At 66.0% G+C, this 22,653-nt stretch carries 20 protein-coding genes; 5 read left to right on the top strand and 15 right to left on the bottom strand.

Annotated elements, in window-relative coordinates:
* Positions 1 to 149: 149 nt before the first annotated feature.
* Positions 150 to 632, top strand: a complete 483-nt coding sequence (locus ACIA48_RS07495; protein ID WP_396729267.1) for a nuclear transport factor 2 family protein — start codon at positions 150 to 152, stop codon at positions 630 to 632.
* A gap of 3 nt (positions 633 to 635) precedes the next feature.
* Here ACIA48_RS07495 and ACIA48_RS07500 read toward each other — a convergent pair whose 3' ends face one another.
* Positions 636 to 1,067, bottom strand: a complete 432-nt coding sequence (locus ACIA48_RS07500; protein WP_396729270.1) for a nuclear transport factor 2 family protein — start codon at positions 1,065 to 1,067, stop codon at positions 636 to 638.
* A 45-nt stretch (positions 1,068 to 1,112) separates the two neighbouring features.
* On the opposite strand from ACIA48_RS07500, the gene ACIA48_RS07505 reads away from it, so the two are divergent.
* The 3 genes from ACIA48_RS07505 (at position 1,113) to ACIA48_RS07515 (ending at position 4,613) form a co-directional block, all read left to right on the top strand.
* A complete protein-coding gene (locus ACIA48_RS07505; RefSeq protein WP_396729272.1) occupies positions 1,113 to 1,991 on the top strand; it encodes a D-alanyl-D-alanine carboxypeptidase family protein in 879 nt (292 codons plus the stop codon).
* 69 nt (positions 1,992 to 2,060) lie between these two features.
* On the top strand, positions 2,061 to 2,894 hold the full coding sequence (locus tag ACIA48_RS07510) for a D-alanyl-D-alanine carboxypeptidase family protein (protein WP_396729275.1): 834 nt from the start codon (positions 2,061 to 2,063) through the stop codon (positions 2,892 to 2,894).
* Positions 2,895 to 3,035: 141 nt separating this feature from the next.
* Positions 3,036 to 4,613 (top strand): sulfite reductase flavoprotein subunit alpha, encoded by a 1,578-nt coding sequence (locus ACIA48_RS07515; RefSeq protein ID WP_396730685.1) that lies wholly within the window; start codon positions 3,036 to 3,038, stop codon positions 4,611 to 4,613.
* Positions 4,614 to 4,713: 100 nt separating this feature from the next.
* Here ACIA48_RS07515 and ACIA48_RS07520 read toward each other — a convergent pair whose 3' ends face one another.
* From ACIA48_RS07520 to ftsY, 8 genes are all read right to left on the bottom strand, one after another.
* Positions 4,714 to 5,412, bottom strand: a complete 699-nt coding sequence (locus ACIA48_RS07520) for an enoyl-CoA hydratase-related protein (RefSeq protein WP_396729278.1) — start codon at positions 5,410 to 5,412, stop codon at positions 4,714 to 4,716.
* A 52-nt stretch (positions 5,413 to 5,464) separates the two neighbouring features.
* Complete coding sequence (locus tag ACIA48_RS07525; protein ID WP_396729281.1) at positions 5,465 to 6,556, bottom strand: amidohydrolase family protein; 1,092 nt, start codon at positions 6,554 to 6,556, stop codon at positions 5,465 to 5,467.
* A gap of 2 nt (positions 6,557 to 6,558) precedes the next feature.
* Positions 6,559 to 8,121 carry a signal recognition particle protein gene (ffh, locus tag ACIA48_RS07530; RefSeq protein WP_396729284.1) on the bottom strand — a complete coding sequence of 521 codons (1,563 nt, stop codon included), beginning with the start codon at positions 8,119 to 8,121 and terminating at the stop codon, positions 6,559 to 6,561.
* Positions 8,122 to 8,165: 44 nt separating this feature from the next.
* Complete coding sequence (locus tag ACIA48_RS07535) at positions 8,166 to 9,047, bottom strand: DUF4190 domain-containing protein (RefSeq protein WP_396729287.1); 882 nt, start codon at positions 9,045 to 9,047, stop codon at positions 8,166 to 8,168.
* Positions 9,048 to 9,102: 55 nt separating this feature from the next.
* On the bottom strand, positions 9,103 to 11,610 hold the full coding sequence (locus ACIA48_RS07540; RefSeq protein ID WP_396729290.1) for a [protein-PII] uridylyltransferase: 2,508 nt from the start codon (positions 11,608 to 11,610) through the stop codon (positions 9,103 to 9,105).
* 75 nt (positions 11,611 to 11,685) lie between these two features.
* Positions 11,686 to 12,024 carry a P-II family nitrogen regulator gene (locus ACIA48_RS07545; protein WP_006242172.1) on the bottom strand — a complete coding sequence of 113 codons (339 nt, stop codon included), beginning with the start codon at positions 12,022 to 12,024 and terminating at the stop codon, positions 11,686 to 11,688.
* Between the two features lie 6 nt (positions 12,025 to 12,030).
* Complete coding sequence (locus tag ACIA48_RS07550) at positions 12,031 to 13,422, bottom strand: ammonium transporter (RefSeq protein ID WP_396729294.1); 1,392 nt, start codon at positions 13,420 to 13,422, stop codon at positions 12,031 to 12,033.
* Positions 13,423 to 13,596: 174 nt separating this feature from the next.
* Positions 13,597 to 14,916: a signal recognition particle-docking protein FtsY gene (gene ftsY / locus ACIA48_RS07555; protein ID WP_396729297.1), complete on the bottom strand. Its 1,320-nt coding sequence runs from the start codon at positions 14,914 to 14,916 to the stop codon at positions 13,597 to 13,599.
* A 49-nt stretch (positions 14,917 to 14,965) separates the two neighbouring features.
* On the opposite strand from ftsY, the gene fni reads away from it, so the two are divergent.
* Entirely contained in the window at positions 14,966 to 15,967 is a 1,002-nt protein-coding gene (gene fni / locus ACIA48_RS07560) for a type 2 isopentenyl-diphosphate Delta-isomerase (protein ID WP_396730687.1), read from the top strand.
* Positions 15,968 to 16,018: 51 nt separating this feature from the next.
* On the opposite strand, the gene smc is transcribed toward fni, so the two are convergent.
* From smc to ACIA48_RS07590, 6 genes are all read right to left on the bottom strand, one after another.
* Positions 16,019 to 19,606: a chromosome segregation protein SMC gene (gene smc / locus ACIA48_RS07565; RefSeq protein WP_396729300.1), complete on the bottom strand. Its 3,588-nt coding sequence runs from the start codon at positions 19,604 to 19,606 to the stop codon at positions 16,019 to 16,021.
* A gap of 26 nt (positions 19,607 to 19,632) precedes the next feature.
* On the bottom strand, positions 19,633 to 19,917 hold the full coding sequence (locus ACIA48_RS07570; RefSeq protein WP_396730689.1) for an acylphosphatase: 285 nt from the start codon (positions 19,915 to 19,917) through the stop codon (positions 19,633 to 19,635).
* The gene (locus ACIA48_RS07575; RefSeq protein ID WP_396729302.1) at positions 19,901 to 20,317 is read right to left on the bottom strand and encodes an OsmC family protein; all 417 of its coding nucleotides are present in this window, start codon (positions 20,315 to 20,317) and stop codon (positions 19,901 to 19,903) included. The genes ACIA48_RS07570 and ACIA48_RS07575 overlap by 17 nt, the downstream gene beginning before the upstream one ends.
* Positions 20,318 to 20,463: 146 nt before the next feature.
* Positions 20,464 to 21,321, bottom strand: coding sequence for a bifunctional DNA-formamidopyrimidine glycosylase/DNA-(apurinic or apyrimidinic site) lyase (gene mutM / locus ACIA48_RS07580; protein WP_396729305.1), 858 nt, complete (start codon positions 21,319 to 21,321; stop codon positions 20,464 to 20,466).
* Positions 21,314 to 22,018: a ribonuclease III gene (gene rnc / locus ACIA48_RS07585; RefSeq protein ID WP_396729308.1), complete on the bottom strand. Its 705-nt coding sequence runs from the start codon at positions 22,016 to 22,018 to the stop codon at positions 21,314 to 21,316. Before rnc ends, mutM begins: the two co-directional genes overlap by 8 nt.
* Positions 22,011 to 22,640, bottom strand: coding sequence for a YceD family protein (locus tag ACIA48_RS07590; RefSeq protein ID WP_396729311.1), 630 nt, complete (start codon positions 22,638 to 22,640; stop codon positions 22,011 to 22,013). Before ACIA48_RS07590 ends, rnc begins: the two co-directional genes overlap by 8 nt.
* Between the last annotated feature and the right edge of the window lie 13 nt (positions 22,641 to 22,653).

The following is a 22,653-nucleotide window of genomic DNA, read 5'->3' on the forward strand; positions in this document are numbered from 1 at the left end:
GCTGCAATTCAGCGATGCCTGCGGATTGCCTGCACCCGGTTTTGCCTTACGTGTGTGACCGCCACACAGCCGTAGTCGCGTGGCAGACAGCCGCCCATTGTGCCAGAACAGCCCCTACCGGTGGAAATCCGGTCGCTACCCTCTCGAATGTGGACGCCGCCAGCACTCTGCTCGAGATCGAAGCCATCAAACAACTGAAGGCACGCTACTGCCGGTTCCTGGACACCAAGGACTGGCAGGCATGGCGGGGCATCTTCGCCGACGACTTCCACAGCGACACCTCGCCGTCGGGCGGCAAGGTGATCGACGGCGCCGACGAGTTCGTCGCCTTCGTTCGCAAGAACGTGGACAAGCAGCCGACCGTGCACCAGGTGCACGCGCCGGAGATCGAGCTGACGTCGCCCACGACCGCGCGCGGCGTCTGGGCACTCAACGACATCGTCCGGTTGGCGCCCGGATTGAACCTCGACGGCTGGGGGCACTACCACGAGACCTACGAGAAGATCGACGGTCAGTGGCGCATCAAGAGTTCGACATTGACCCGTCTACGCACTGACTTCTTCAATCCGCTGTTCTCCGTGCGCATCTCGGACCGGCTGACCCGGGCGGCGACCAAGCTGTCACGCCGCTGAGCGCTAGAGCAGCTTGTCGAAGCACTTCTCCTCGACGCGCTTGCTCATCCGCCAGCCCTCGGCGGTGCGGATGAACTCATCGACGTACCAGATGCCGACGAACAGGATCTGTTTCTCCTCATTGTTCGGGCTGGCGTTGAAGACCATGGGGTTGAAGCAGATGGTGCGCGAGGACGCGCTGTCGCCGGAAATGCGAACATCGAAATTGCCCAGCATGTGGTAGTAGGCCGGGAAGTTCGGAAGCACCTCTTTGAGCCACGCCTTGACGTCCGGAAAGCGCCCGTCGATGCCGCCGGTCACCCGGTAGTCGATGTACGCGTCCGGGGTGAAGACGCGATCAAGGTCGTCGAATTGCTTTTGGTCGATCGCGTTCGAGTAGTCGATCATCAGCTGCTGTATCTCGAAACGATCGGATATCTCTTCCAGGCTCAACATGCGTTGATTGAACACGATCCCGCCGCGACGATAGGCTCAGCCGTCATGCGGAAGATTCTTGTCTGCATCGCGACCACGTTGTGCCTGGTTGCCGGGGGAACCGCGGTGGCATCAGCCGTACCTGCCGGCGTCATCCAGCCATCTGGTTCGGTGCCCATTCCCGACGGTCCGGCCCAAGCGTGGATTCTCGCCGACATGGACAGCGGCGCGGTGCTGGCCGCCCGTAACGAGTACGGCCAATTCGCACCCGCCAGCACCATCAAGGTCCTGCTCGCGTTGACAGTACTCGACGAACTTCCGCTCGACACCACGATCGTGGCCACCGAGGCCGACACCAAGGTCGAATGCAACTGCGCGGGCGTCACACCCGGCATGACCTACACCGCGCGCCAGCTGCTCGAGGCACTGCTGCTGGTGTCGGGCAATGATGCCGCCAACACCTTGGCCAGCATGCTCGGCGGTCAGGACGTCGCCGTCATGAAGATGAACGGGAAGGCGGCGCTGCTCGGCGCCTACGGCACCAACGCCGGGTCACCGTCGGGCCTGGACGGACCCGGTATCGACATGTGGTCATCACCGCACGATCTCGCGGTCATCTTCCGCGCTGCCATGGCCAATCCAGTGTTCGCACAGATCACGGCCCAGCCGACCGCGGTTTTCCCCACCAAGACCGGTGACAAGGTGCTGGTGAACCAGGATGAATTGCTCAAGCGCTATCCGGGCACGATCGGCGGCAAGACGGGCTACACCGACCTTGCGCAGAAAACGTTTGTCGGCGCGGCGGGCCGCAGCGGCAGGCGCTTGGTCATCGCGTTGATGTTCGGGATGGACAAGCCTGGGCAGCCGACGTACTGGGATCAGGCCGCCAGCCTGCTGGATTGGGGCTTTGCGCTCGACAGGAACGCGACCATCGGCAGTCTCTAAACGCGAAGTTGCTGAATCGCAACACGTTCGAGACCGCGTCTGGAACAGCGCCGGTTACGCTCGGCGTCCGTGCGAAAGTTGTTGGCCGCGTTGGTGATCACGGCGCTCTCTCTGTGTTCAGCCCTCGCGGTAGCGGTGCCTGCCGCCGCCCAACCCGGCATCGAGCCCTCGGGCGCTGTCGCGTTGCCGGAAGGGCCCGCACAGGCATGGCTACTCGCCGACCTCGACACCGGCGCAATTCTGGCTTCCCGCAACCCAAATGAGCCCCACGCTCCGGCGAGCACCATCAAGCCGCTACTGGCGATGGTGGTGCTGGACAACCTGCGCCCTGACAACTTCGCACGCGCCAACTCCTCGCATACCGAAGTCGAATGCTCGTGCGTCGGATTGCAGCCGGGCCAGCCCTACACCACCCGCCAGCTGCTGGAAGCGCTGTTGATGGTGTCGGGCAACGACGCGGCGAACATGCTGGCCGACATGCTCGGCGGACAAGGTGTGGCGATCCCCGCGATGAACCGCAAGGCGGCTTCCCTGGGCGCCCGTTCCACCAAGGCGTCGTCACCGTCAGGGCTGGACGGCCCAGGTTGGGAATCCACCACGACGCCCTTCGACCTCGCGCTGATTTATCGCGCAGCGCTGCAGTATCCGCTCATCGCGCACATCATGCGATCGCCGTCGGCACAGTTTCCCGGTAAGACCATCACCAATCAGAACGAACTGCTGACGCGCTATCCGGGCACGTTCGCGGGCAAGACCGGGTTCACCAACCTCGCCCGCGAGACGTATGTCGCCGCGGCGCAGCGCGGCAACCGCCGGCTCGTGGTGGTGGAGATGTACGGCACCGGCGACTTGTACGGGCAGGCGATCCGCCTGTTCGACTGGGGCTTCGGCCAGCCCCGCTGACGATCTGTCGCTCCCCGTGTCCAAAAAAGGGAGGCCCGCGCATCGCGAGCCCTTCAAGTAAGGTCACCCTAAATTTGCGACCGAGGGGATGCGATCGTGACTGGCCGCCAGTTCTCGTTGATCGTCGGCTACGGCACCGATATGGGTAACGCCGAGGATGCGGCGATGACGTTCACCGAAGCGCTCGAAACCGTCGGCATCGAAGCCGAGGCCATCGAGCTCAATCAGATCGACGTCGACGAATTGCAGTCGGCCACACACTTTATCGCGGTCACGTCGACGTTCGGCGACGGCGAGTTCCCCGACAACGCCACCCTGTTCTGGGAAGCGATCAGCGGTGAGACCGAGCGCCTCGAGCACCTCAGCTTCGCGGTGCTGGCGCTCGGCGACATCTCCTACGACCTGTTCTGCCACGCGGGCAAACTGCTCGACGAGCGACTAGAGGCGCTCGGCGCCACCAGGATTGCCGATCGCGTCGATATCGACGGCTTCTACGAGCAGCCGGCCAAGGCGTGGTCGACCGACGTCGTCAAGCTGCTGGCCGCCGAACGGACGGGCGGCGCACCGGCCGTCGTCGCGAGCGCTCCCGAAACGCCGGAGGCCGAACCGCCGCCGACGCGGGAGCGCAACCACCCAGTTGACGTCCGGCTTGTGGTCAACCGACTGCTCACCGCCCCCGCGTCCGACAAGGAGGTCCGACACTACGAACTGGACCTCACTAACACCGGAATCGCATACCAGGCAGGCGATTCGATCGCGGTGCACGCGAGCAACGATCCGGCGCTCGTCGATGCGGTACTGGCGCAGCTCGGCGTCGGTCACGATTACGCTGTCGCCGAACAGGACGAGCCGCTCGGCGTGCTGCTCACCGACAAACTGGAAATCCGGACACCGTCAAGAGCGCTGAAAGCGTTGGTAGCCAGCCGAACCAGTGATGAACAGGCCGCGGTAGCGCTGAGCAGTGACGCCACACTGGTGCCCGGCTCGTGGCTCTATGGCAAGGACGTCTTGGACCTCATCAAGCTGGGCGGCCTGACGGCCGACGAGGTCGTCGACACGCTGCGCCCGCTGCAGTTCCGCGACTACTCGATTGCGTCGAGCCCGCGGCTCCACTCCGACCGCGTACACCTGACCGTCGCGACGGTGCGCTACAGCGCCGAGGACCGCATGCATGGCGGTGTGGCGTCGACATTCCTGGCCGACCGTGGCGACACAGTGCGGGTACACCTGCGCCCGAACAACCACTTCCGGCTGCCCACCGATGACGTACCGATCATCATGATCGGCCCGGGCACCGGCATCGCGCCCTTCCGCGCGTTTCTGCAGGAGCGCCACGCGAAGCGGGCGAAGGGACGGTCATGGCTGTTCTTCGGGGATAGGCGACGGGCCACCGATTTCCTCTACGGCGAGGAGCTGCAGAGCTTTGTCGACTCGGGCACACTCACCCGGCTCGACTGCGCATTCTCCCGCGACGGCGCCGAAGGCGATCCGAAAACCTATGTGCAGCATCGCATGTTGGAGAAGTCCCCGGAGTTCTTCGAGTGGCTGCAGGCCGGTGCGCACATCTATGTGTGCGGCGACGCGGAGCGGATGGCCAAGGACGTCGACGCGACATTGCATGAGATCGTCGCCCGCAGTGGCGAAATGGATGCGGACGCGGCGCACAAGTACGTCAACGACCTCATCAAGTCGCACCGGTACCTGCGCGACGTCTACTGAGAACGGGCCCTGCGGGCTCCCTGCGTGAACTGCGACTCACGCTTCTCGAGGAAGCTGCGGATACCCTCTTGGCCGTCGGTGGCGACCACGCCGCGCGCCATCATGTCGATCGCGTACGCGTAGGCGGCGGCCTGCTCGAGTTCGATCTGGCATAGAAACCCTGCTTGCCCTTGGCCTTTGAAAACGCACTTCCCCTCGTAGCGCGCGCCATCAGGTCAGCCACCTCGGCGTCGAGCTGATCGTCCGGCACGGCGCGGTTGATCAGACCCCATTCGGCGGCGATCGCGGCCGGCACCACATCGCCCGTCATCGCCATCTCAAGTGCCCGCTTGCGGCCGATCTGGCGGGCCACCGCCACGAGTGGCGTATGGCAGAACAGCCCGCCCCGCCCGCCGGGTAGCGCGAAGCCGGCCGATTCGGCGGCGACAGCGAGATCGCAGGAGGCGACTAGCTGGCAGCCCGCGGCGGTGGCCAACGCGTGCACCTTCGCAATGACGACCTGCGGGATCTCTTGGATGGTGGTCATCATTTCGGTGCATACCTCGAACACGTGCTGCGCGTCGGAGAGCGAGACGTCGAGCATGTCGGCGAAGTTGTGGCCGGCCGAGAACACGGGGCCGTTGGCGGCCAGCACCGCGCCGACCGCATCGCTGTCGGCGATCTCTCGCAGGGCATCCGTGAGCTCGATCATCACGTCGAGCGCGAGCGCGTTGCGCTTCTCCGGATTGTCGAGCGTGACCGTGGCGACAACGCCACGCTCTGACTCGTACTGGGACACGTCGAGATACCGGTTGCCCACGGGAATCAGAGTACGGTCGCCGGTCCGGCGTCGCCCCTCTTTGGAGAGGGTTTCACCCAGTAGCGGTGAACACGCGGCCGCGCAGAATCACCAGTTCCGGATTGTTGACCACATTGGCGCCCAAGCGCGGGTCGTCGACATAGCACACCAGGTCGGCCGAGGCCCCGTGCTCGATGCCCGGACGGCCCAGCCATTCGCGGGCGCTCCAGCACGCCGCGCCCAGGGCCTCTGTCGGGCTCATCCCGATGCCTTTGAGCGCGTCGATCTCGTCGGCGATCCGGCCGTGGGCCACCATGCTGCCCGCATCGGTGCCCGCATAGATCGGTATGCCTGCCTCCCGGGCAGCGGCGATGCGCGGGAGGCACTTCTCGTGAAGGTCACGCATGTGGCGGGCGTAGGTCGGGAATTTGGCTGCGTTGTCGGCGATTCCGGGAAAGTTCTCGATGTTGATCAGCGTCGGCACCAGCGCGGTGCCGTGCTCGACCATCAGCTCGATGGTGTCGTCGGTCAGACCCGTGCCGTGCTCGATACAGTCGATGCCCGCCTTGATCAGCCCCGGCAGCGCGTCCTCGCTGAACACATGAGCCGTGACGCGGGCACCGTTCTCATGGGCCGCCTCGATGGCCGCCTTCAGTACGTCGTCCGACCACAACGGAGCCAGATCGCCGATCTCACGGTCGATCCAGTCGCCGACGAGCTTCACCCAGCCGTCGCCGAAGCGCGCCTGTTCGGCCACGGCGTCCGGAAGCCCGGACTGGTCCTCCAATTCGATGGCGAACCCGCGCTGGTAGCGCTTGGGTCTGGCGAGGTGGCGGCCGGCCCTGATGATCCGCGGCAGATCGTCGTGATCGTCGAGGCTGCGGGTGTCGACAGGGGAACCCGCGTCGCGCAGCAGCAGAGCGCCTGCGTCACGTTCCGTCTCCGCCTGGGCGATCGCCTCATCCAGATCGGTCGCGCCCTGCACACCGAGTCCGACGTGGCAATGCGCATCGACGAGGCCGGGCAGGATCCAACCGTTGTCGAATACGGTCTCGGCGCCGCGCACCGGTTCGGCACTCAGTGTGCCGTCGGCGATCCACCATTCGACCGGCTGTTCATCGGGCAGGCCGAGGCCTCGAATATGCAGGGGCCGTGAAGGCGTCATCCCTAGTTCTGACCCGGGAACTTGAACTTCGAGAGGTCGATGTTGGCCAGGCCGGGCGGCAGCTCGTCGAGACCCTTGGGCATATCGGAGAGGTCAGGGAATCCGGCAGGCAGTCCGCCGGCGCCCAGCGGATTGCGTACCTTGGGCGGCGTCGGCCCACGGTTGCCCTTCTTCTTTCCGGCCTGCTTGTTCTTGCCTTTACCGGACTTGCGCGCGGATCCCTTGCGGCCGAACGGCATTCCCATCTGCCCGGCCATCGACGACATCATCTTGCGCGCCTCGAAGAACCGCTCGACGAGCTGGTTGACCTCACCGACCGTGACCCCGGATCCGTTGGCGATGCGCAGCCTGCGCGATCCGTTGATGATCTTGGGGTCTGCGCGCTCTTCGGGCGTCATGCCGCGGATGATCGCCTGCAAGCGGTCGAGCGACTTGTCGTCGACGGCTGCCAGCGCATCCTTCATCTGCCCGGCGCCGGGCAGCATGCCCAGCAAGTTGCCGATCGGGCCCATCTTCCGGATCGCCAGCATCTGCTCGAGGAAGTCCTCCAGCGTCAGCTCGCCGCTGCCGATCTTGGCGGCGGCTTCCTCGGCCTTCTCGGCGTCGAAGACCTGCTCAGCCTGCTCGATCAGGGTGAGCACGTCGCCCATGCCCAGGATGCGGCTGGCCATCCGGTCGGGGTGGAAGACGTCGAAGTCCTCGAGCTTCTCGCCCGCGGACGCAAACAGGATCGGCACGCCGGTGATCTCGCGCACCGACAGCGCGGCACCGCCGCGGGCGTCGCCGTCGAGCTTGGTCAGCACCACACCCGTGAAGCCGACGCCTTCGCGGAACGCCTCGGCGGTGTTGACGGCGTCCTGGCCGATCATCGCGTCGAGCACGAAGATCACTTCGTCGGGGTTGACGGCGTCGCGGATGGCGCCGGCCTGCCGCATCAGCTCCTCGTCGATGCCGAGGCGGCCCGCGGTGTCGACGATGACGACGTCGTGATGCCTGGCCTTAGCCTCGGCGATGCCTGCCGAGGCCACCGCCACCGGATCGCCGGGTGCCGAGTCGTCGGACCCTTCGGCGGTGCCGGGATGCGGGGCGAAGACGTCGACGCCGGCTCGCTGACCGACGATTTGGAGCTGGTTGACGGCACCGGGACGCTGCAGGTCGCACGCGACGAGAAGCGGCGTGTTCCCTTGTCCTTTAAGCCATTTCGCGAGCTTTCCGGCCAACGTGGTCTTACCGGAACCCTGCAGACCCGCAAGCATGATGACCGTCGGCGGGGTCTTGGAGAACGCCAGCTGGCGCGTCTCGCCGCCGAGGATGGCGATGAGTTCCTCGTTGACGATCTTGACGACCTGCTGGGCGGGATTCAGCGCACCGGACACCTCGGCGCCCTTGGCGCGTTCCTTGATGCGTGCGACGAAGTCGCGCACCACCGGCAGCGACACGTCAGCTTCGAGCAGGGCCAACCGAATCTCGCGGGTCGTCGCATCGATGTCGGCGTCGGACAACCGGCCCTTACCGCGCAGCCCTTGAAGGGCGCCGGTCAACCGGTCGGACAGCGATTCAAACACGCGGTCCAGCCTAACTTCTCCCAGCGGGCCGCTCCTGACACGTCCTAGATCTGGCTGTACAGCACCGCGAAATAGACCACGACAAGGATCAGAAGCAGCGCCAGCAGCACCGTCACGACGTAGCCGATCACCAGGCCCGCGACCGCCAATCCCCGACCTTCGTCACCGGTCCTCTTGATCTGCTTGAGCGCCACGTGCCCGAAGATGATGCCCAGGGGCGGGAAGACCAGCGCGGACACCAGCGCCGCAATGGCCGTCGTGTTCGTCTGCGGGACCGCCGGCGACGCAACGTTCGCGACGGTTGCCGGCGGTGCATCCACGGTTGCGACCGGGGTTGCGGTGCCCGGGGCCGACGCACCCATCGCATCGAAGCCCCAGCAGGCCAGGCATCCCAACAGGAAGCTCCCGATCCATACACACGTGTAGGCGAGCCACGGGGCGCCGACATCGATGATGTACAGCCAGTCCGATGCGGTCAGCACGGGAACAGCAATGGCGATGACCAGCGCCGGAGCAAGGCCGATCACCCACTTCGGGGTGCAGCGGCGCGCCACGCCCCACGCCGCGACGAACAGAACGATGGTCACCACCGTCAGGATCCGGTCGACCCATTGGGCCGGACCCGAGGCCGACGCGTACCACGCAAGGGTCGAGCCGCCGAAATCCAGCACGGTCGCCGCGACGGCCATCACCACCGCGGGGAGCCGCCGCGCGGCGGTGCGCGCGCGGACCGCGACAACGACCACGAAATAGGCTCCGAGCACCACGGTCCACGCGAGGCTCCACATCCTCACTGCGTCCACGGACCAGTCGGTTTCATATGGCCACAGCCGCAGATACCAAAGGACCATCGCGGGCAGCACCAGCGCCGCGCTGACCAATGCCTCTGTGGTCGACGACCCGCGTTCTGTGGTGCTCTGATCCATCCGCCGATTATCGCCGCCGCGGGAGGGGCGTTCCGGCACCAAATCCGGCCGAGTTCTAACTGGCCTCGGAAACCGGCTTCGCGGGTGCGGGTGTGGGCAGGATCGCGTATAGGTCGCGTTCGAGTTCCCCACGTACGGTAGGGGAAAATTCAACCGGGGCTCCGTCTGAATCGCCGTCTCCGACGGCGGTGATGCCGAACAAGTCGACCACCGACGAACCCAGCGTCGTGACCTTCGCCCAGGCGATGTCGACGCCATCGCGTTCGAACACCGCCGTCAGCCTCGCCAGCAGGCCGGTGCGATCAGTACTGCGGATCTGCACTACCAGCTCGCCCGGCGACGCGCCCTCGGACCACAGAATCCGCGGCGGGGCGATCACATGGTTGATCGGAACCGCGTCCGGCACCTCACCCGCGCGCATCGTCCCGTACTGCGCGGCTTCGCGATCGCGCTTGTCCAGCGACGCGAGCGCATCGAGGTCGCCTTCGAGCGCGAGGATCCACTGCTGGCGTAACAGCTCGGCCGCGGGCGGGGAACCGAAGTGCGGCGACACCACGAACGTGTTGATCGCCGAGCCCGAGTGCCCGTTGACCGACGCCGAATGCACCCGCAACGAGTTCAGCGCCAGCACACCCGCGGCCTTGGACAACAGTCCACGGCGATCTGGCGCGATCATGGTGACGTTGTAGATGTGCGGACTGTCGCCTGGCGTGATCTCGACATGGATGCCCACCTCGGTCGCAAGCGAAAGGTACCGCGGGTCAATGGGATCGGGCTGCGGCAGCGGCTCACCGGCCATCACCAAGCGGCAGCGATTCACGAGATCGCCGATGAGGGAGGCCTTCCAGTCGCCCCACACCCCGGGGCCGGTCGCCAGCGAGTCCGCTTCGGCCAGCGCGTGCAGCAGTTCGAGCACGACCAGATCGCCGTCGAGTGCGTCGACCACCAACGCGATCGTGTTGGGGTCCTGCAGGTCTCGCCGCGTCGCGGTGTGCGGGAGCAGCAGGTGGTGGCGAACCAACTTGGACAGGATCTCGACATCCGATGGCCACAGGCCCAGCCGGGTACCGATCTGGACCGCCAACTCGGCACCGATGACACTGTGGTCGCCACCCCGACCCTTGCCGATGTCGTGGCACAGCGCGCCCAGTACCAACAGGTCAGGTCGCGACACCCGGGTGGTGAATGCGCTTGCCCGCGAGACGGTTTCGACGAGATGGCGGTCGACCGTCCAGATGTGCACAACGTCGCGCGGTGGAAGATCGCGCACCGCGCCCCACTCCGGGAAGAGCCGGCCCCATAGATTTGTGCGATCGAGCGCCTCGATGGTGGCCACAGCGGTCGGACCGGCGGCCAGCATCACCAGCAGGTCTTTGAGCGCCTGGCGGGGCCACGGGGTGCGCAGCTCAGGTGCGGTTTCGGCGAGCCGGCCGAGTGTGGACGCGGCCATCGGCAGACCGGTGTTGGCCGAGGCCGCGGCCACCCGCAGGATCAGACCCGGATCGCGTTCTGGGCGGGCGTCGCGCGCCAGAATGACCTCGCCCGCGAATTCGATCACGCCTTCGTCAAGGGGCCGGCGCGTGGGCCGCCGAAACGCCGAAAGTCCGCGTCGCGGTAGTGCATTGCCGGCGGTACGAATTCCGGCGTCGACGTAGAAGCTGATGGTGCGGGCGGCGTCGGAAAGCATTCGCGCCAGCTCGAACCGGTCGCCGATCTGGAGCGCGGCCCCGATCTCATCGGCGTGCTGGGCCAGCAACAACTCGCGGCCCCGGCCGGCCACCCGGTGCAGTTCAGTGCGCACATTGAGCAGCGTCATATGCGCCTCACCCAGTGTCTCGGTGGGCGACGCGAGCGATCGGCTCGGATAGACGTCGGCGAGTTGGGCGATTGCCAACGCGTTGAGAAGTTGAACGTCGCGCAGGCCGCCGCGTCCGCATTTCAGGTCGGGCTCTGCGCGGTGGGCGATCTCGCCACTACGCTGCCACCGTGCCCTGGTGTGCTCGACCAGTTCTTCGAAACGCGCGGCGACCCCAGTGCGCCACTGCCGTCGCGCCCCACCGATCAGCAGGTTTGACAGGTCCGAATCACCCGCGATGTGTCGCGCTTCGAGCATGGCCAGGCCCGCGGAGATGTCCTCACCGGCGACGGACAGCGCCTCAGGTACCGTGCGCACACTGTGGTCGATGCGAATGTTCGCGTCCCACAACGGATACCACAGCAACTCGGCGACCTGGCCGACGACGTCGCCAGGCATGTTGTCGTGCAGCAACGTGAGATCGAGATCCGAATAGGGCACCAGTTCGCCGCGGCCCAGACCACCGGTTGCGACGATGGCGAATCCGCTGGTCGGCGTGATGCCGATCTCGGCGGCCTTTGTCGTGAGCCAAAATTCGTGCAAATCGAGCAGTGCGTCCCGCAGAGCAGCCGAATCCAGTTGCCTGGAGTCGTTGGTCAACAGCTGTTCGGCGGCGGCTTTCAGGTCGGTTGCGGGTCGTAACGAGCCCGCCGCCGGAGCCTCCCATCGAGGAGGCCCGGCGGCGGAATCTGGTCTCTGCTCAGTCATTTCGTGTCCTCCCCGGCCCTTACCTTCAACATTCACGGTGCAAAGGCCGGGTGACGACCTCTTATCTCAAGCTGCTCAAAGGGCGTCCGTTCCACGCTCGCCGGTGCGAACTCGCACGACCGTGTCAACGGGACTGACCCACACCTTGCCGTCGCCGATCTTCCCGGTGCGTGCAGCCTGGACAATGACGTCCACGACCTTGTCCACCGCGGAATCGTCGACCACGACCTCGACTCGGACCTTCGGAACGAAGTCGACGGAGTACTCCGCGCCGCGATACACCTCGGTGTGGCCCTTCTGGCGGCCGTAGCCCTGCACCTCGCTGACGGTCATTCCGAGAATTCCGGTCTGCTCGAGTCCGGTCTTGACGTCTTCGAGCGTGAACGGCTTGATGATCGCAGTAATCAGCTTCATATCCCCTTATTCCTCTCCGCCGTGACGTCCGAGAACGGAACCGCCGCCGACAGCTGCAAAGTCGTATCCGCTTTCCGCGTGTTCGCTCTCGTCGGCACCCGCAGCCTCTTGTTCGTCGCTGAGTCGCAGCCCCACCGTGAATTTCACGATGAAAGCCAAGATAGCTGTACCGATCGCACTGTAGAGCAGAACCGCCCCGGCGCCGACTGCCTGCCGCCACAGCTGGTCGACTCCACCGCCGTAGAACAGACCTGCCACTCCGGCGCCGGCCTCTGGGGCCGCCACCAATCCGATCAGCAGCGTGCCGACGATGCCGCCCACCAGGTGGACGCCGACCACGTCGAGCGAGTCGTCATAGCCCAGTTTGTATTTCAGGCCGACAGCCAACGCGCACAAGGACCCTGCGACCACACCGATGACGAGCGCTCCCAGGACGTTGACCGCGGAACACGAGGGCGTGATGGCGACCAGACCGGCCACCACACCCGAGGCCGCTCCCAGTGATGTGGCCTTGCCGTCACGAATGCGCTCCGTGAGCAACCACGCCAGCATCGCGGCGGCCGTGGCCACTGTCGTGGTGACGAAGGTCGAACCCGCCAGGCCACCAGACGCGCCGGCCGAGCCCGCATTGAAGCCGTACCAGCCGAACCACAGCAGACCGGCGCCGAGCATCACGAATGGCAGATTGTGCGGGCGCATCGGCGTATTCGGCCAACCTCTGCGCTTCCCGAGGATCAGCACGAGAACCAGCGCCGCGGTGCCTGCGTTGATGTGGACCGCGGTGCCGCCGGCGAAGTCGATCGCCGCCAGCTTGTTCGCAATCCAGCCGCCGGTCTCCGCCGTACCACCGTCGAACGAGAACACCCAGTGGGCGACGGGGAAGTAGATGAAAGTGGCCCACAGGCCTGCGAAGAGCAGCCACGCGCCGAACTTGATGCGGTCGGCGACCGCACCCGAGATCAACGCGACGGTGATGATCGCAAACATCAACTGGAACGCGACGAACACCGAAGCCGGCATCGTGAACACCAGCGGAATGAGAGTTTCCGGAACCGCCTCGACAGCCTCGACCCCGGGGGCCGCGGCAATCGCCTCGACCGCGGGAGCGGCGTTACCTCCGATGAGACCCTTCAGGCCGAAGAACTGCGTCGGGTCGCCGAACAAACTCGACACGTCGTTGCCGAATGCCATCGAGTAGCCGTAGAGCACCCAGAGCACCGTCACCAAACCCATGGCGCTGAAGCTCATCATGATCATGTTGAGCACGCCCTTGGCCCGCACCATGCCTCCGTAGAAGAAAGCAAGGCCCGGCGTCATCAACAAGACAAGCGCTGCGCTAGCCAGCATCCATGCGGTATCACCGGTGTCCGGTATACCGAGGGTCGGGAATCCATCCACTCGCAGTTTCCTCCTTCGACATGCCACGGCCGCAACGCTTTACGACCATTGACCTGGTCCAAGACTTTGCTGAGTGGTTGTTTCGTCGAAGGCTCCACGGTGTTTCACTCGTGTGAACGGATGGACACTGGACGTTTCGTCGGTGTTACATCACGCGTTTTAGGAGCCTGTTCGTTAACCGAGCAATGCGTCGACGAACGCCGTCGGCTCAAACGGAGCAAGGTCGTCGGGACCCTCGCCCAGACCGACGAGTTTGACGGGCACACCCAATTCCTGCTGCACGCGGAAGACGATCCCGCCCTTGGCGGTGCCGTCGAGTTTGGTGAGCACGACGCCGGTGATGTCGACGACTTCGGCAAAAACGCGAGCCTGAGGCAAACCGTTTTGGCCGATCGTCGCGTCGAGCACCAACAGGACCTCGTCAACCTCCGCGCGCTTGCTCACCACGCGCTTGACCTTGCCCAGTTCGTCCATCAGGCCGGTCTTGGTGTGCAGGCGCCCTGCAGTATCGATGACGACGACGTCGGCACCGGTCTCGACGCCGACGTCGACGGCGTCGAACGCCACCGACGCCGGATCGGCGCCCTCGGCGCCGCGCACCACCTGCGCACCGACTCGAGACGCCCAACTCTGCAACTGGTCGGCGGCGGCAGCGCGAAACGTGTCGGCCGCGCCCAGGACGACGCGGCGGCCGTCGGCCACCAGCACCCGGGCCAGCTTGCCCACGGTGGTCGTCTTGCCGGTGCCGTTGACGCCGACGACGAGCAGCACCGAGGGCTTGTCGGCGTGCGGAAGCGCCTTGATGGAGCGGTCCAGGTCGGGTTGCAACTCGTCGATCAAGACCTGACGCACGATTTGACGGGCGTCGGCCTCGGTGCGCACGTGGCTGCTCGCCATCCGCGACCGCAGTGACGTGACAACAGACTCGGTCGCGACGGGGCCGAGGTCGGCGATGAGCAGGGTGTCCTCGACGTCCTGCCAGGAGTCCTCGTCGAGGTCGCCGCCGCCGAGTAGGCCGAGCATGCTGCGGCCCAGCGTGCTCTGCGATTTGGCGAGCCGGCCCCGCAGCCGCTCCAGCCGGCCCTCAGCAGGGGCGATCTCGTCGAGTACGGGAGCAGCAGACTCCGCCGGCGTGGCCGGCTGTACCGGAACCTCCGGGACTTGTACGACGTCCTCGACTTCTGCGACGACCGGCGGCTCGGGCAGCCGAACGTCTGAGATGGGCCGCTTCGGGGCATCCCGCGGGATGGTGGCATCATCGCCGACGGCGGGTAACCCGCTGGTATCGATGCGTTCGACCGGTTCAGCGGGCGCTGACTGCGAGAACGTGATGGTTGACGAGGCGGTGTAGCCGCCAGAGCGGTCGACAGGAGTTGCGGTGTCTTTAGACGACAAACTGACCTGTCGACGCCGGTATCGCACCAGACCTACGACCAGCGCGGCGATGATCAATACGGCAATGACCGCGATCGCGATCCACAACTCGACAGTCACGACGCCATTGTCTCAGGACGGTTAGCCGGTGACGCTGGACCCCGGTGGCATGGAGACCCGCAAACGGCGCCACATCGATGTGTGCCTCAGCGAGGCGGTCGACTTCCAGACCGTGACGACCGGGTTCGAGCGTTACCAGTTGCCGTACAACGCGCTCACGCAGACCGACCTCGGGTCCATCGAGCTGGCGACAGAGTTCCTGGGCACCCGGTTACGCGCACCGGTGCTCATCGGCCCGATGACCGGTGGCGCGGAGTTGTCCGGCACCATCAATCGCAACCTCGCCGGTGCGGCCCAGCAGCTCGGCATCGGCATGATGCTGGGTTCACAGCGCATCATGCTGGACAACGACCCCGCCTCGGCCACGTTCCAGGTCCGCGAGATCGCGCCGGACGTATTGCTGATCGGCAACATCGGACTGAGCCAACTGACCGCGCAAACGGTGCCCGCCCTGATCGAGGCGCTCGATCGGGTCAACGCCAATGCCCTTGCAGTGCATACCAATCCATTGCAGGAAGCCATGCAACACAAGGGCGACACCGACTTCTCGGGTTCGATCGCACGCCTGCGCGAGATCACAGGAACCATCGGCTACCCGGTGATCCTCAAGGAGGTCGGCCACGGGATCGGGGGCAAGGCGGCAGCCGAGCTTTACGACTGCCCGATTGCGGCGGTGGACGTCGCGGGCGCGGGCGGGACGTCGTGGGCGCGAGTCGAGCAGTTCGTCCGCTACGGCGAGATCCGGTATCCGGCGCTGGCCGAGTGGGGCATTCCGACCGCACAGGCACTGCTGGAGGTGCGGCGGACGCTGCCCGGTGTTCCGCTGGTCGCGTCCGGCGGTATCCGTACAGGGATGGACGCGGCCAAAGCGATCGCACTGGGGGCCGACGTGGTGTCGGTGGCTCGGCCGCTGCTAGCGCCTGCGATCGAATCGCCTGCCGCCGCGGCGGATTGGCTGCAGCGCTTCATCGACGAACTGTTGATCTGCCTGCACGGCAGCGGAGCGGCAAACCTCGCCGAACTCCGCGAGGGCGGCGTCACTCCCCTGTGATTTCGGTGTCGACGGTCGCGGTGAGCGCGACCAACTACACCCAAATCACTCTTAGTTGGCGGCGCCGACCAGTTCCTGGCCGCGCATCCGCTGACTGATCACCGCGGTGATGCCGTCGTCGCGCATCGTGACGCCGTACAGCGCATCCGCGATCTCCATCGTCGGCTTCTGGTGCGTGATGACGAGCAGCTGCGACTGGCTACGCAACTGCTCGAACAGCCCCAGCAGGCGGCGCAGATTCACATCGTCGAGTGCGGCCTCCACCTCGTCCATGACGTAGAACGGCGACGGCCGCGCACGGAAGATGGCCACCAGCATCGCGACGGCGGTCAGCGACTTCTCACCACCGGACAGCAGCGACAGTCGCTTGATCTTCTTGCCCGGCGGACGAGCCTCCACCTCGATACCGGTGGTGAGCATGTCGTCGGGATTGGTCAGCAGCAGCCTTCCCTCGCCGCCGGGGAAGAGTGCCGAAAACACCTGCTGGAACTCACGTTCCACATCCGCGTACGCCTCGGCGAACACCTGGAGGATGCGGGCGTCGACATCGTCGATGACGTCGAGCAGGTCCTTGCGGGCGGCCTTGACGTCCTCCAACTGGGTGGACAAGAAGTTGTAGCGCTCCTCCAGCGCGGCGAACTCCTCCAACGCTAGCGGGTTCACCCGGCCCAGTTCGTTCAGTTCACGCTCGGCCTTCTTGGCGCGGCGCTCCTGGGTGGGCCGATCGAATGGCATGGGGGCCGGCGCCATCACCTGTTCGCCGCGCTCCTTGGCCTGCTCGTACTCGGCCATCTCCAGCTCCGTCGGAGGCAGCGAGACATCGGGACCGTACTCGGCGACAAGGTCGGCGGCCGCCATCCCGAACGTCTCGAGGACATGTTCCTCGAGCTGCTCTATACGAAGCGCCGCTTGCGCTTTGGCGATCTCATCACGGTGCAGGGCGTCGGTGAGGGCGGTGATCTTGGCGCTCAGATCGTTGACCTCGTCGCGTGCCTTCGCCAGAGCGGTCGCCCGGTGCTGACGTTCGGCGGCGACGTCGTCACGCGCCCGCGACGCGACCGCGACAGCGGCACTGAGCCGTTGCGCGACGAGACGTCCGGACTCCGCCACCGCCGCCGCGACCGCGGCGGCGTGCACGCGCGCCTCACGCGCACGCTGCGCGCGCAACCGTGCATCACGCTCGGCGGCAGCCGCCCTGCGCAGCGAATCAGCTTGACCGCGAACGGCATTCGCGCGCTCTTCGGCCGTACGCACCGTGAGCCTGGCCTCGACCTCGGCCGAGCGGGCGGCCTCGGCCGCCGCCGTCGATTCCTGCCGGTGGACAGGCTCCGATTCGAACGTCGGCTCTGCTTGGGCGTTGTGCAGCCGTTGCTCGAGCTCCGCGAGTTCCTGGACCGTTTGATTGCGGCCGGCCTCTAGCTCGTCGCGCTGCTGGATCAGCCGCTGCCATTCGTCGTCGGTAGCGCGTGCCTCCTGGCCGAGCCTGCCGAGATGTTCGTACACAGCCGAGATCGCCGCATCAGACTCGTTGAGCGCCGCGAGCGCTTGTTCGGCGGCGTCCTGCCGGGTCGTCTGCTCCGCAAGGGCACCGGCCAGCGCGGCGGACAGTTCCGCGGTCTGCTTCTCGGCGGCTGCGAGCTCTTGGCGAGCCTTCTCGACCTCCGACGCGATCTCCAGCGTGCTGGGCTTGCGGTCGGAACCGCCGCTGACCCAGCCGGCGCCGACAAGATCACCGTCGGCGGTGACCGCCTTCAATTGCGGGCGCGCCACGACCACGTCCAGCGCGGCGGACAGATCGCGAACCACCGCGACGCCCGACAGCATGGCGGTGATCGCGCCCTGCAGACGTTGCGGCACATCGACGAGGTCCAGCGCCCACACCGCCCCTTCGGGAGGCGGGCCGACGTTTGGCGCGGCGTGCTGGGGCCAGTCGCCGAGGACGATGGCCGCGCGACCACCATCGGACTGCTTGAGCGCGGCAACGGCCGAACGCGCCGCACCCGAATCCTCGGCGGCGACGGCGTCGGCAGCCGCGCCCAGCACCGCGGCAACAGCCACCTCGTAGCCGGGGCGTACCTTCACAAGGTTGGCTATCGATCCGAAAAGCCCTGCGCCATCACGGTTTTTCTGCAGCCACGCCGCGCCGTCCTTGCGATCGAGGCCAACGGACAACGCCTCGATGCGGGCGCGCAACGACGCCACCTGACGTTCGGCGCCACGTTCGCCCGCCTGCAGTTCGGCAACCCGTTCATCGGCGAGCCGCAGCGCGGTCACCGTGCGGTCGTGGTGCTCGTCGAGACCGACCTCACCGGCATCGAGTTCACCGACCCGCCCCTGCACGGTCTCGAACTCGGCCTGTGTCTGCTGGGCTTTCGCCGCAGCCTCCTCGATGCCGCCGGTCAGCCGTGCGACGGTCTCGTCGATCGACTCGACGCGGGTGCGCATCGTGTCGACCTGGCCGGCCAGGCGGGCCAGACCCTCACGGCGATCGGCCTCGGCGCGGACGGCGGCGAGGTGGGCGCGCTCGGCTTCGGCGGCGACGCTCTCGCGCTCACTGAGTTCGGTGCGGGCGGCTTCCAGACGCGATCGCGATTCGTCGAGCTCCGCAAGGAGTTGGCGCTCCTGGGCGGCGACCTCTTCGGCCTTGGCCTCCAGTTCGTCGGGATCAGGACCGGTCGAAGTTTCGGGTTCGGTGTCCAGGTGTTGGGCACGCTCACTGGCGATGCGCACGGTGGCACTGACGCGTTCGGCCAGCGCCGACAGCGAAAACCACGTCTGCTGAGCGGATTCCGCACGCTCGCTGAGGCTGCCGACCGCCGACTCGTGGGCGTTCAGCTCGACGCTACGTGTCTCGAGCCGGGTCGCCAGATCGTCGTGTTCGCGACGCAGCGTCGTCTCGGTCTGGTTGGTGTTCTCGAATTCGGCCTTGCGCACGACGAGGTCGTCGGCGGCCAATCGCAGCCGGGCATCGCGCAGGTCCGCCTGGATGGTCTGGGCGCGGCGAGCCATCTCGGCCTGCCGGCCCAATGGCTTGAGCTGACGGCGCAACTCGGTCGTCAGGTCGGTGAGCCGCGCCAGGTTGGCCGACATCGAGTCGAGCTTGCGGACGGCCTTTTCCTTGCGCTTGCGGTGCTTGAGGACGCCCGCGGCCTCCTCGATGAATGCACGCCGATCCTCCGGGCGTGATTCGAGGATCTCGGAGAGCTTGCCCTGCCCGACAATCACGTGCATCTCGCGGCCGATGCCGGAGTCTGACAGCAGTTCCTGCACATCCATCAAACGGCAACTGGCCCCGTTGATCTCGTATTCGCTGCCGCCATCGCGGAACATGCGACGGGTGATCGACACCTCGGAATATTCGATCGGCAGCGAGTTGTCCGAATTGTCGATCGTGACCGTCACTTCAGCGCGGCCGAGCGGTGGGCGCGACGATGTGCCGGCGAAGATGACGTCCTCCATCTTGCCGCCGCGCAGAGTCTTGGCACCCTGTTCGCCCATCACCCAGGTGAGTGCGTCGACCACATTCGACTTGCCCGACCCGTTGGGGCCAACGACACAGGTGATGCCTGGCTCGAAGCGCAGAGTCGTCGGCGAAGCAAACGACTTGAAGCCCTTCAGCGTCAGACTCTTGAGGTGCACGACGTGCCACACTACCGTCGCGCAGGCTAACGCTCGGTGAACCCCGATAGCGTTTCGCCGACTTCTGACCAATCCGCGATCACTTTGGCGACATGTCCGGGCGTACCGCCGCCTTGCAGCAGGTCAAGTAGCTTTTCGCAAGACTCTTGAGGGCCCTGGGCGACCACCTGAACGCGGCCGTCGGGCCTGTTCGACGCGTATCCGGTCAACCCGAGTTCCAACGCGCGCGACCGGGTCCACCATCTGAACCCCACCCCCTGGACGTGGCCGTGCACCCACGCGGTCAGTCGTACCTCAGCTAACTCCTGCATCATCAACCTCAAATGTCACTTTGGTACCGGATTTCAGGGTGCGGCCCACCGTGCACACCTGATCGATCGCCCGCTCCACGACCGTGAGTACCCGCGCCCGCTCGTCCTCCGACAGCGCGGACAGGTCGAGTTCCATCCGTTCCTCGAGCAGCGGGTAGCGCTCCTGCTCACGGTCCGCCGGACCCGACACCCTGATCGTGGTCGCGTAGTCCTCGCCGAGACGGCGCTGCAACGGCGCGTCGCTCGCCATCCCACTGCAGGCCGCGAGCGCGATCTTCATCAGCTCGCCGGGGGTGAAGACGCCCTCGACGTCTTCGTTGCCCACGAGTACCTCGGCACCACGTGTGCTGCGCCCGGTGTAGCGGCGCGCGCCGGTGCGCTCAACCCACAGTTCAGTCATTATCTAGTTCTACCGGGCGACATCGCGTTTCATTCCCGCACCTGTTGTCACAGCGAGCAACGATGTGCAGAGAAAGTGCGAGAGAACCTCTGCAAAACGTGGGTCGGTGGCATTGGCGTTGCGTGCGGGACAAACGAGCGATGGCTTCAATCGCGCCGCACGCGCGGGCGCGGTTGGCATTTCGGGCAGTAGAACGACGAGCGGTTCATGAACCTCTCCCGACGCATGATCGCCCCACAGCGCCGGCACGGCTCGTCCTCGCGACCGTAAGCGTCCAGCGATCGTTCGAAGTAGCCGGACTCGCCGTTGACGTTGACGTATAGCGAGTCGAAGGACGTACCGCCCTGGCCGAGCGCCTCGGTCATCACCTCGGTCGCTGCGTCGAGCACCTCAGCCAGCTTCGCCCGCGACAGTGACGAAGCCAGCCGCGCACCGTTGACCTTCGCCCGCCACAGCGCCTCATCGGCATAGATGTTGCCTATCCCCGACACCACCGTTTGATCGAGCAGCTGCCGCTTGATCTCGGAGTGCTTGCGCCGCAACACCGTAACGACGCCATCGCGGTTGAACTCCGGATCCAGCGGATCGCGGGCCACGTGCGCGACGGGAAACGGAACGTCGGTGCCGTCGACTGTGACGACGTCGGCGAGCATCCAGCCGCCGAACGTGCGCTGGTCGACGAAGCTCAGCGCGGTGCCGTCGTCGAGCAGCGCAGCAATCCGCAAGTGGTCCTCGCGCTGCAGGGGCCCGAGCAGCATCTGCCCGCTCATCCCGAGATGGACGACGAGCGCCGTGCCGTCATCGAGTGTGAGCCACAGGTACTTCCCGCGCCGTCCCGTGCCGACGATCCGCGAATCGAGTAACCGCGCCGTCAGATCGGCGGGTCCGGCTTCGTGACGGCGCACCGCACGTAAATGATGAACCCGCACAGCGGTGATGGTCCTGTCGACGACGTGCGCGTCCAAACCCCGGCGAACGACCTCGACTTCGGGAAGCTCAGGCATCGTCTTCCGCGGCGGACTTCAGCGCGTTCCACGCCGCGGCGGCCGCCTTGAGTTCGGCTTCTTTCTTCGTGCGGCCGACCCCCCTGCCGTAGGAAGTCTCCGCGATGATCACCGTCGCAGTGAATTCCTTGTCATGATCGGGGCCCGTCGACGTCACCGCGTACGACGGCGCACCCATGCCGCGGGATGCAGTCAGCTCCTGCAAGCTGCTCTTCCAGTCCAGTCCCGCGCCCAGTGTCGGCGCGGTGTCCAGCAGCGACGCGAACAGACGCAGGATCACTTCGCGCGCGGTGACAACTCCGTGCTCCAAATAGATTGCACCAAGCAGTGATTCGACACCGTCGGCAAGGATGCTAGCCTTACCCGCACCGCCGGAATTCTCCTCGCCCTTACCCAGCAACAGGTAGGCGCCGAGCCCGTCGTCTGACAGTTCACGACCGACATCGGCCAGCGCGTGGGTGTTGACGATGCTGGCCCGCAGCTTGGCCAGATCCCCCTCGGTGCGATCGGGGTGGCGGTGATAGAGCTCCTCGGTGATGGTCAGCCCGAGAACGGCGTCGCCGAGGAACTCCAGACGCTCGTTGGTGGGCAGGCCGCCGTTCTCATACGAGTAGCTGCGATGGGTCAGTGAAATGGTGAGCAGTTCCTCGGGGAGGTCGACTCCCAATGCCTTGAGCAGCGGCGCGCGGTCAGTCACGGGTGTCCTCAGTGGGATTGTCGGCCCCGCCGACAGTGTCGAAATTGTCGGCCCCGCCGACAGTGTCGAACATGCCCGCGAGTTTGGCCCAGCGCGGATCGAGCTTCTCGTGGTGGTGACCGGGTTCGGCTGTCGCCAGGGGGACTCCGCAATCCGGACACAGGCCGACACAGTCCGGTCCGCACAGCGGCGCGAACGGCAACGCCAAACCGACGGCGTCGATGATTGGCTGCTCGAGGTTGACGGTGTCGTCCACCACGCGCCCCATCTCGTCGGCCTCGGTGGTCTCGTCGGTGGCGCTGTCGGGGTAGGCGAACAGTTCGGTGATCGAGATCTCGACGTGCCCGGCGATCGGCGTCAGACAGCGCGCGCACTCACCCGACGTGGGGGCAGAGACTGTGCCGGACACCAGTACGCCCTCGGAGACGGACTCCACCCGGAGATCCAGATCCAGCGGGGCGCCCTCGTCGATCGCGATCAGATCCAGCCCGATGCGCACCGGGCTGGGCACCGTTTCAGCGACGGTCATCATGGATCCGGGTCTACGCCCCAGCCTGGAGATATTCAGCACCAGCGGCGAATCCGACGCGCGCCGCGCCGCCGACTTCGCATGCGTCGCCATAAGGGTAGATCTT

Origin of the sequence: Mycobacterium sp. NPDC051804 (assembly GCF_044452905.1) — a bacterium.
Lineage (GTDB): Bacteria > Actinomycetota > Actinomycetes > Mycobacteriales > Mycobacteriaceae > Mycobacterium.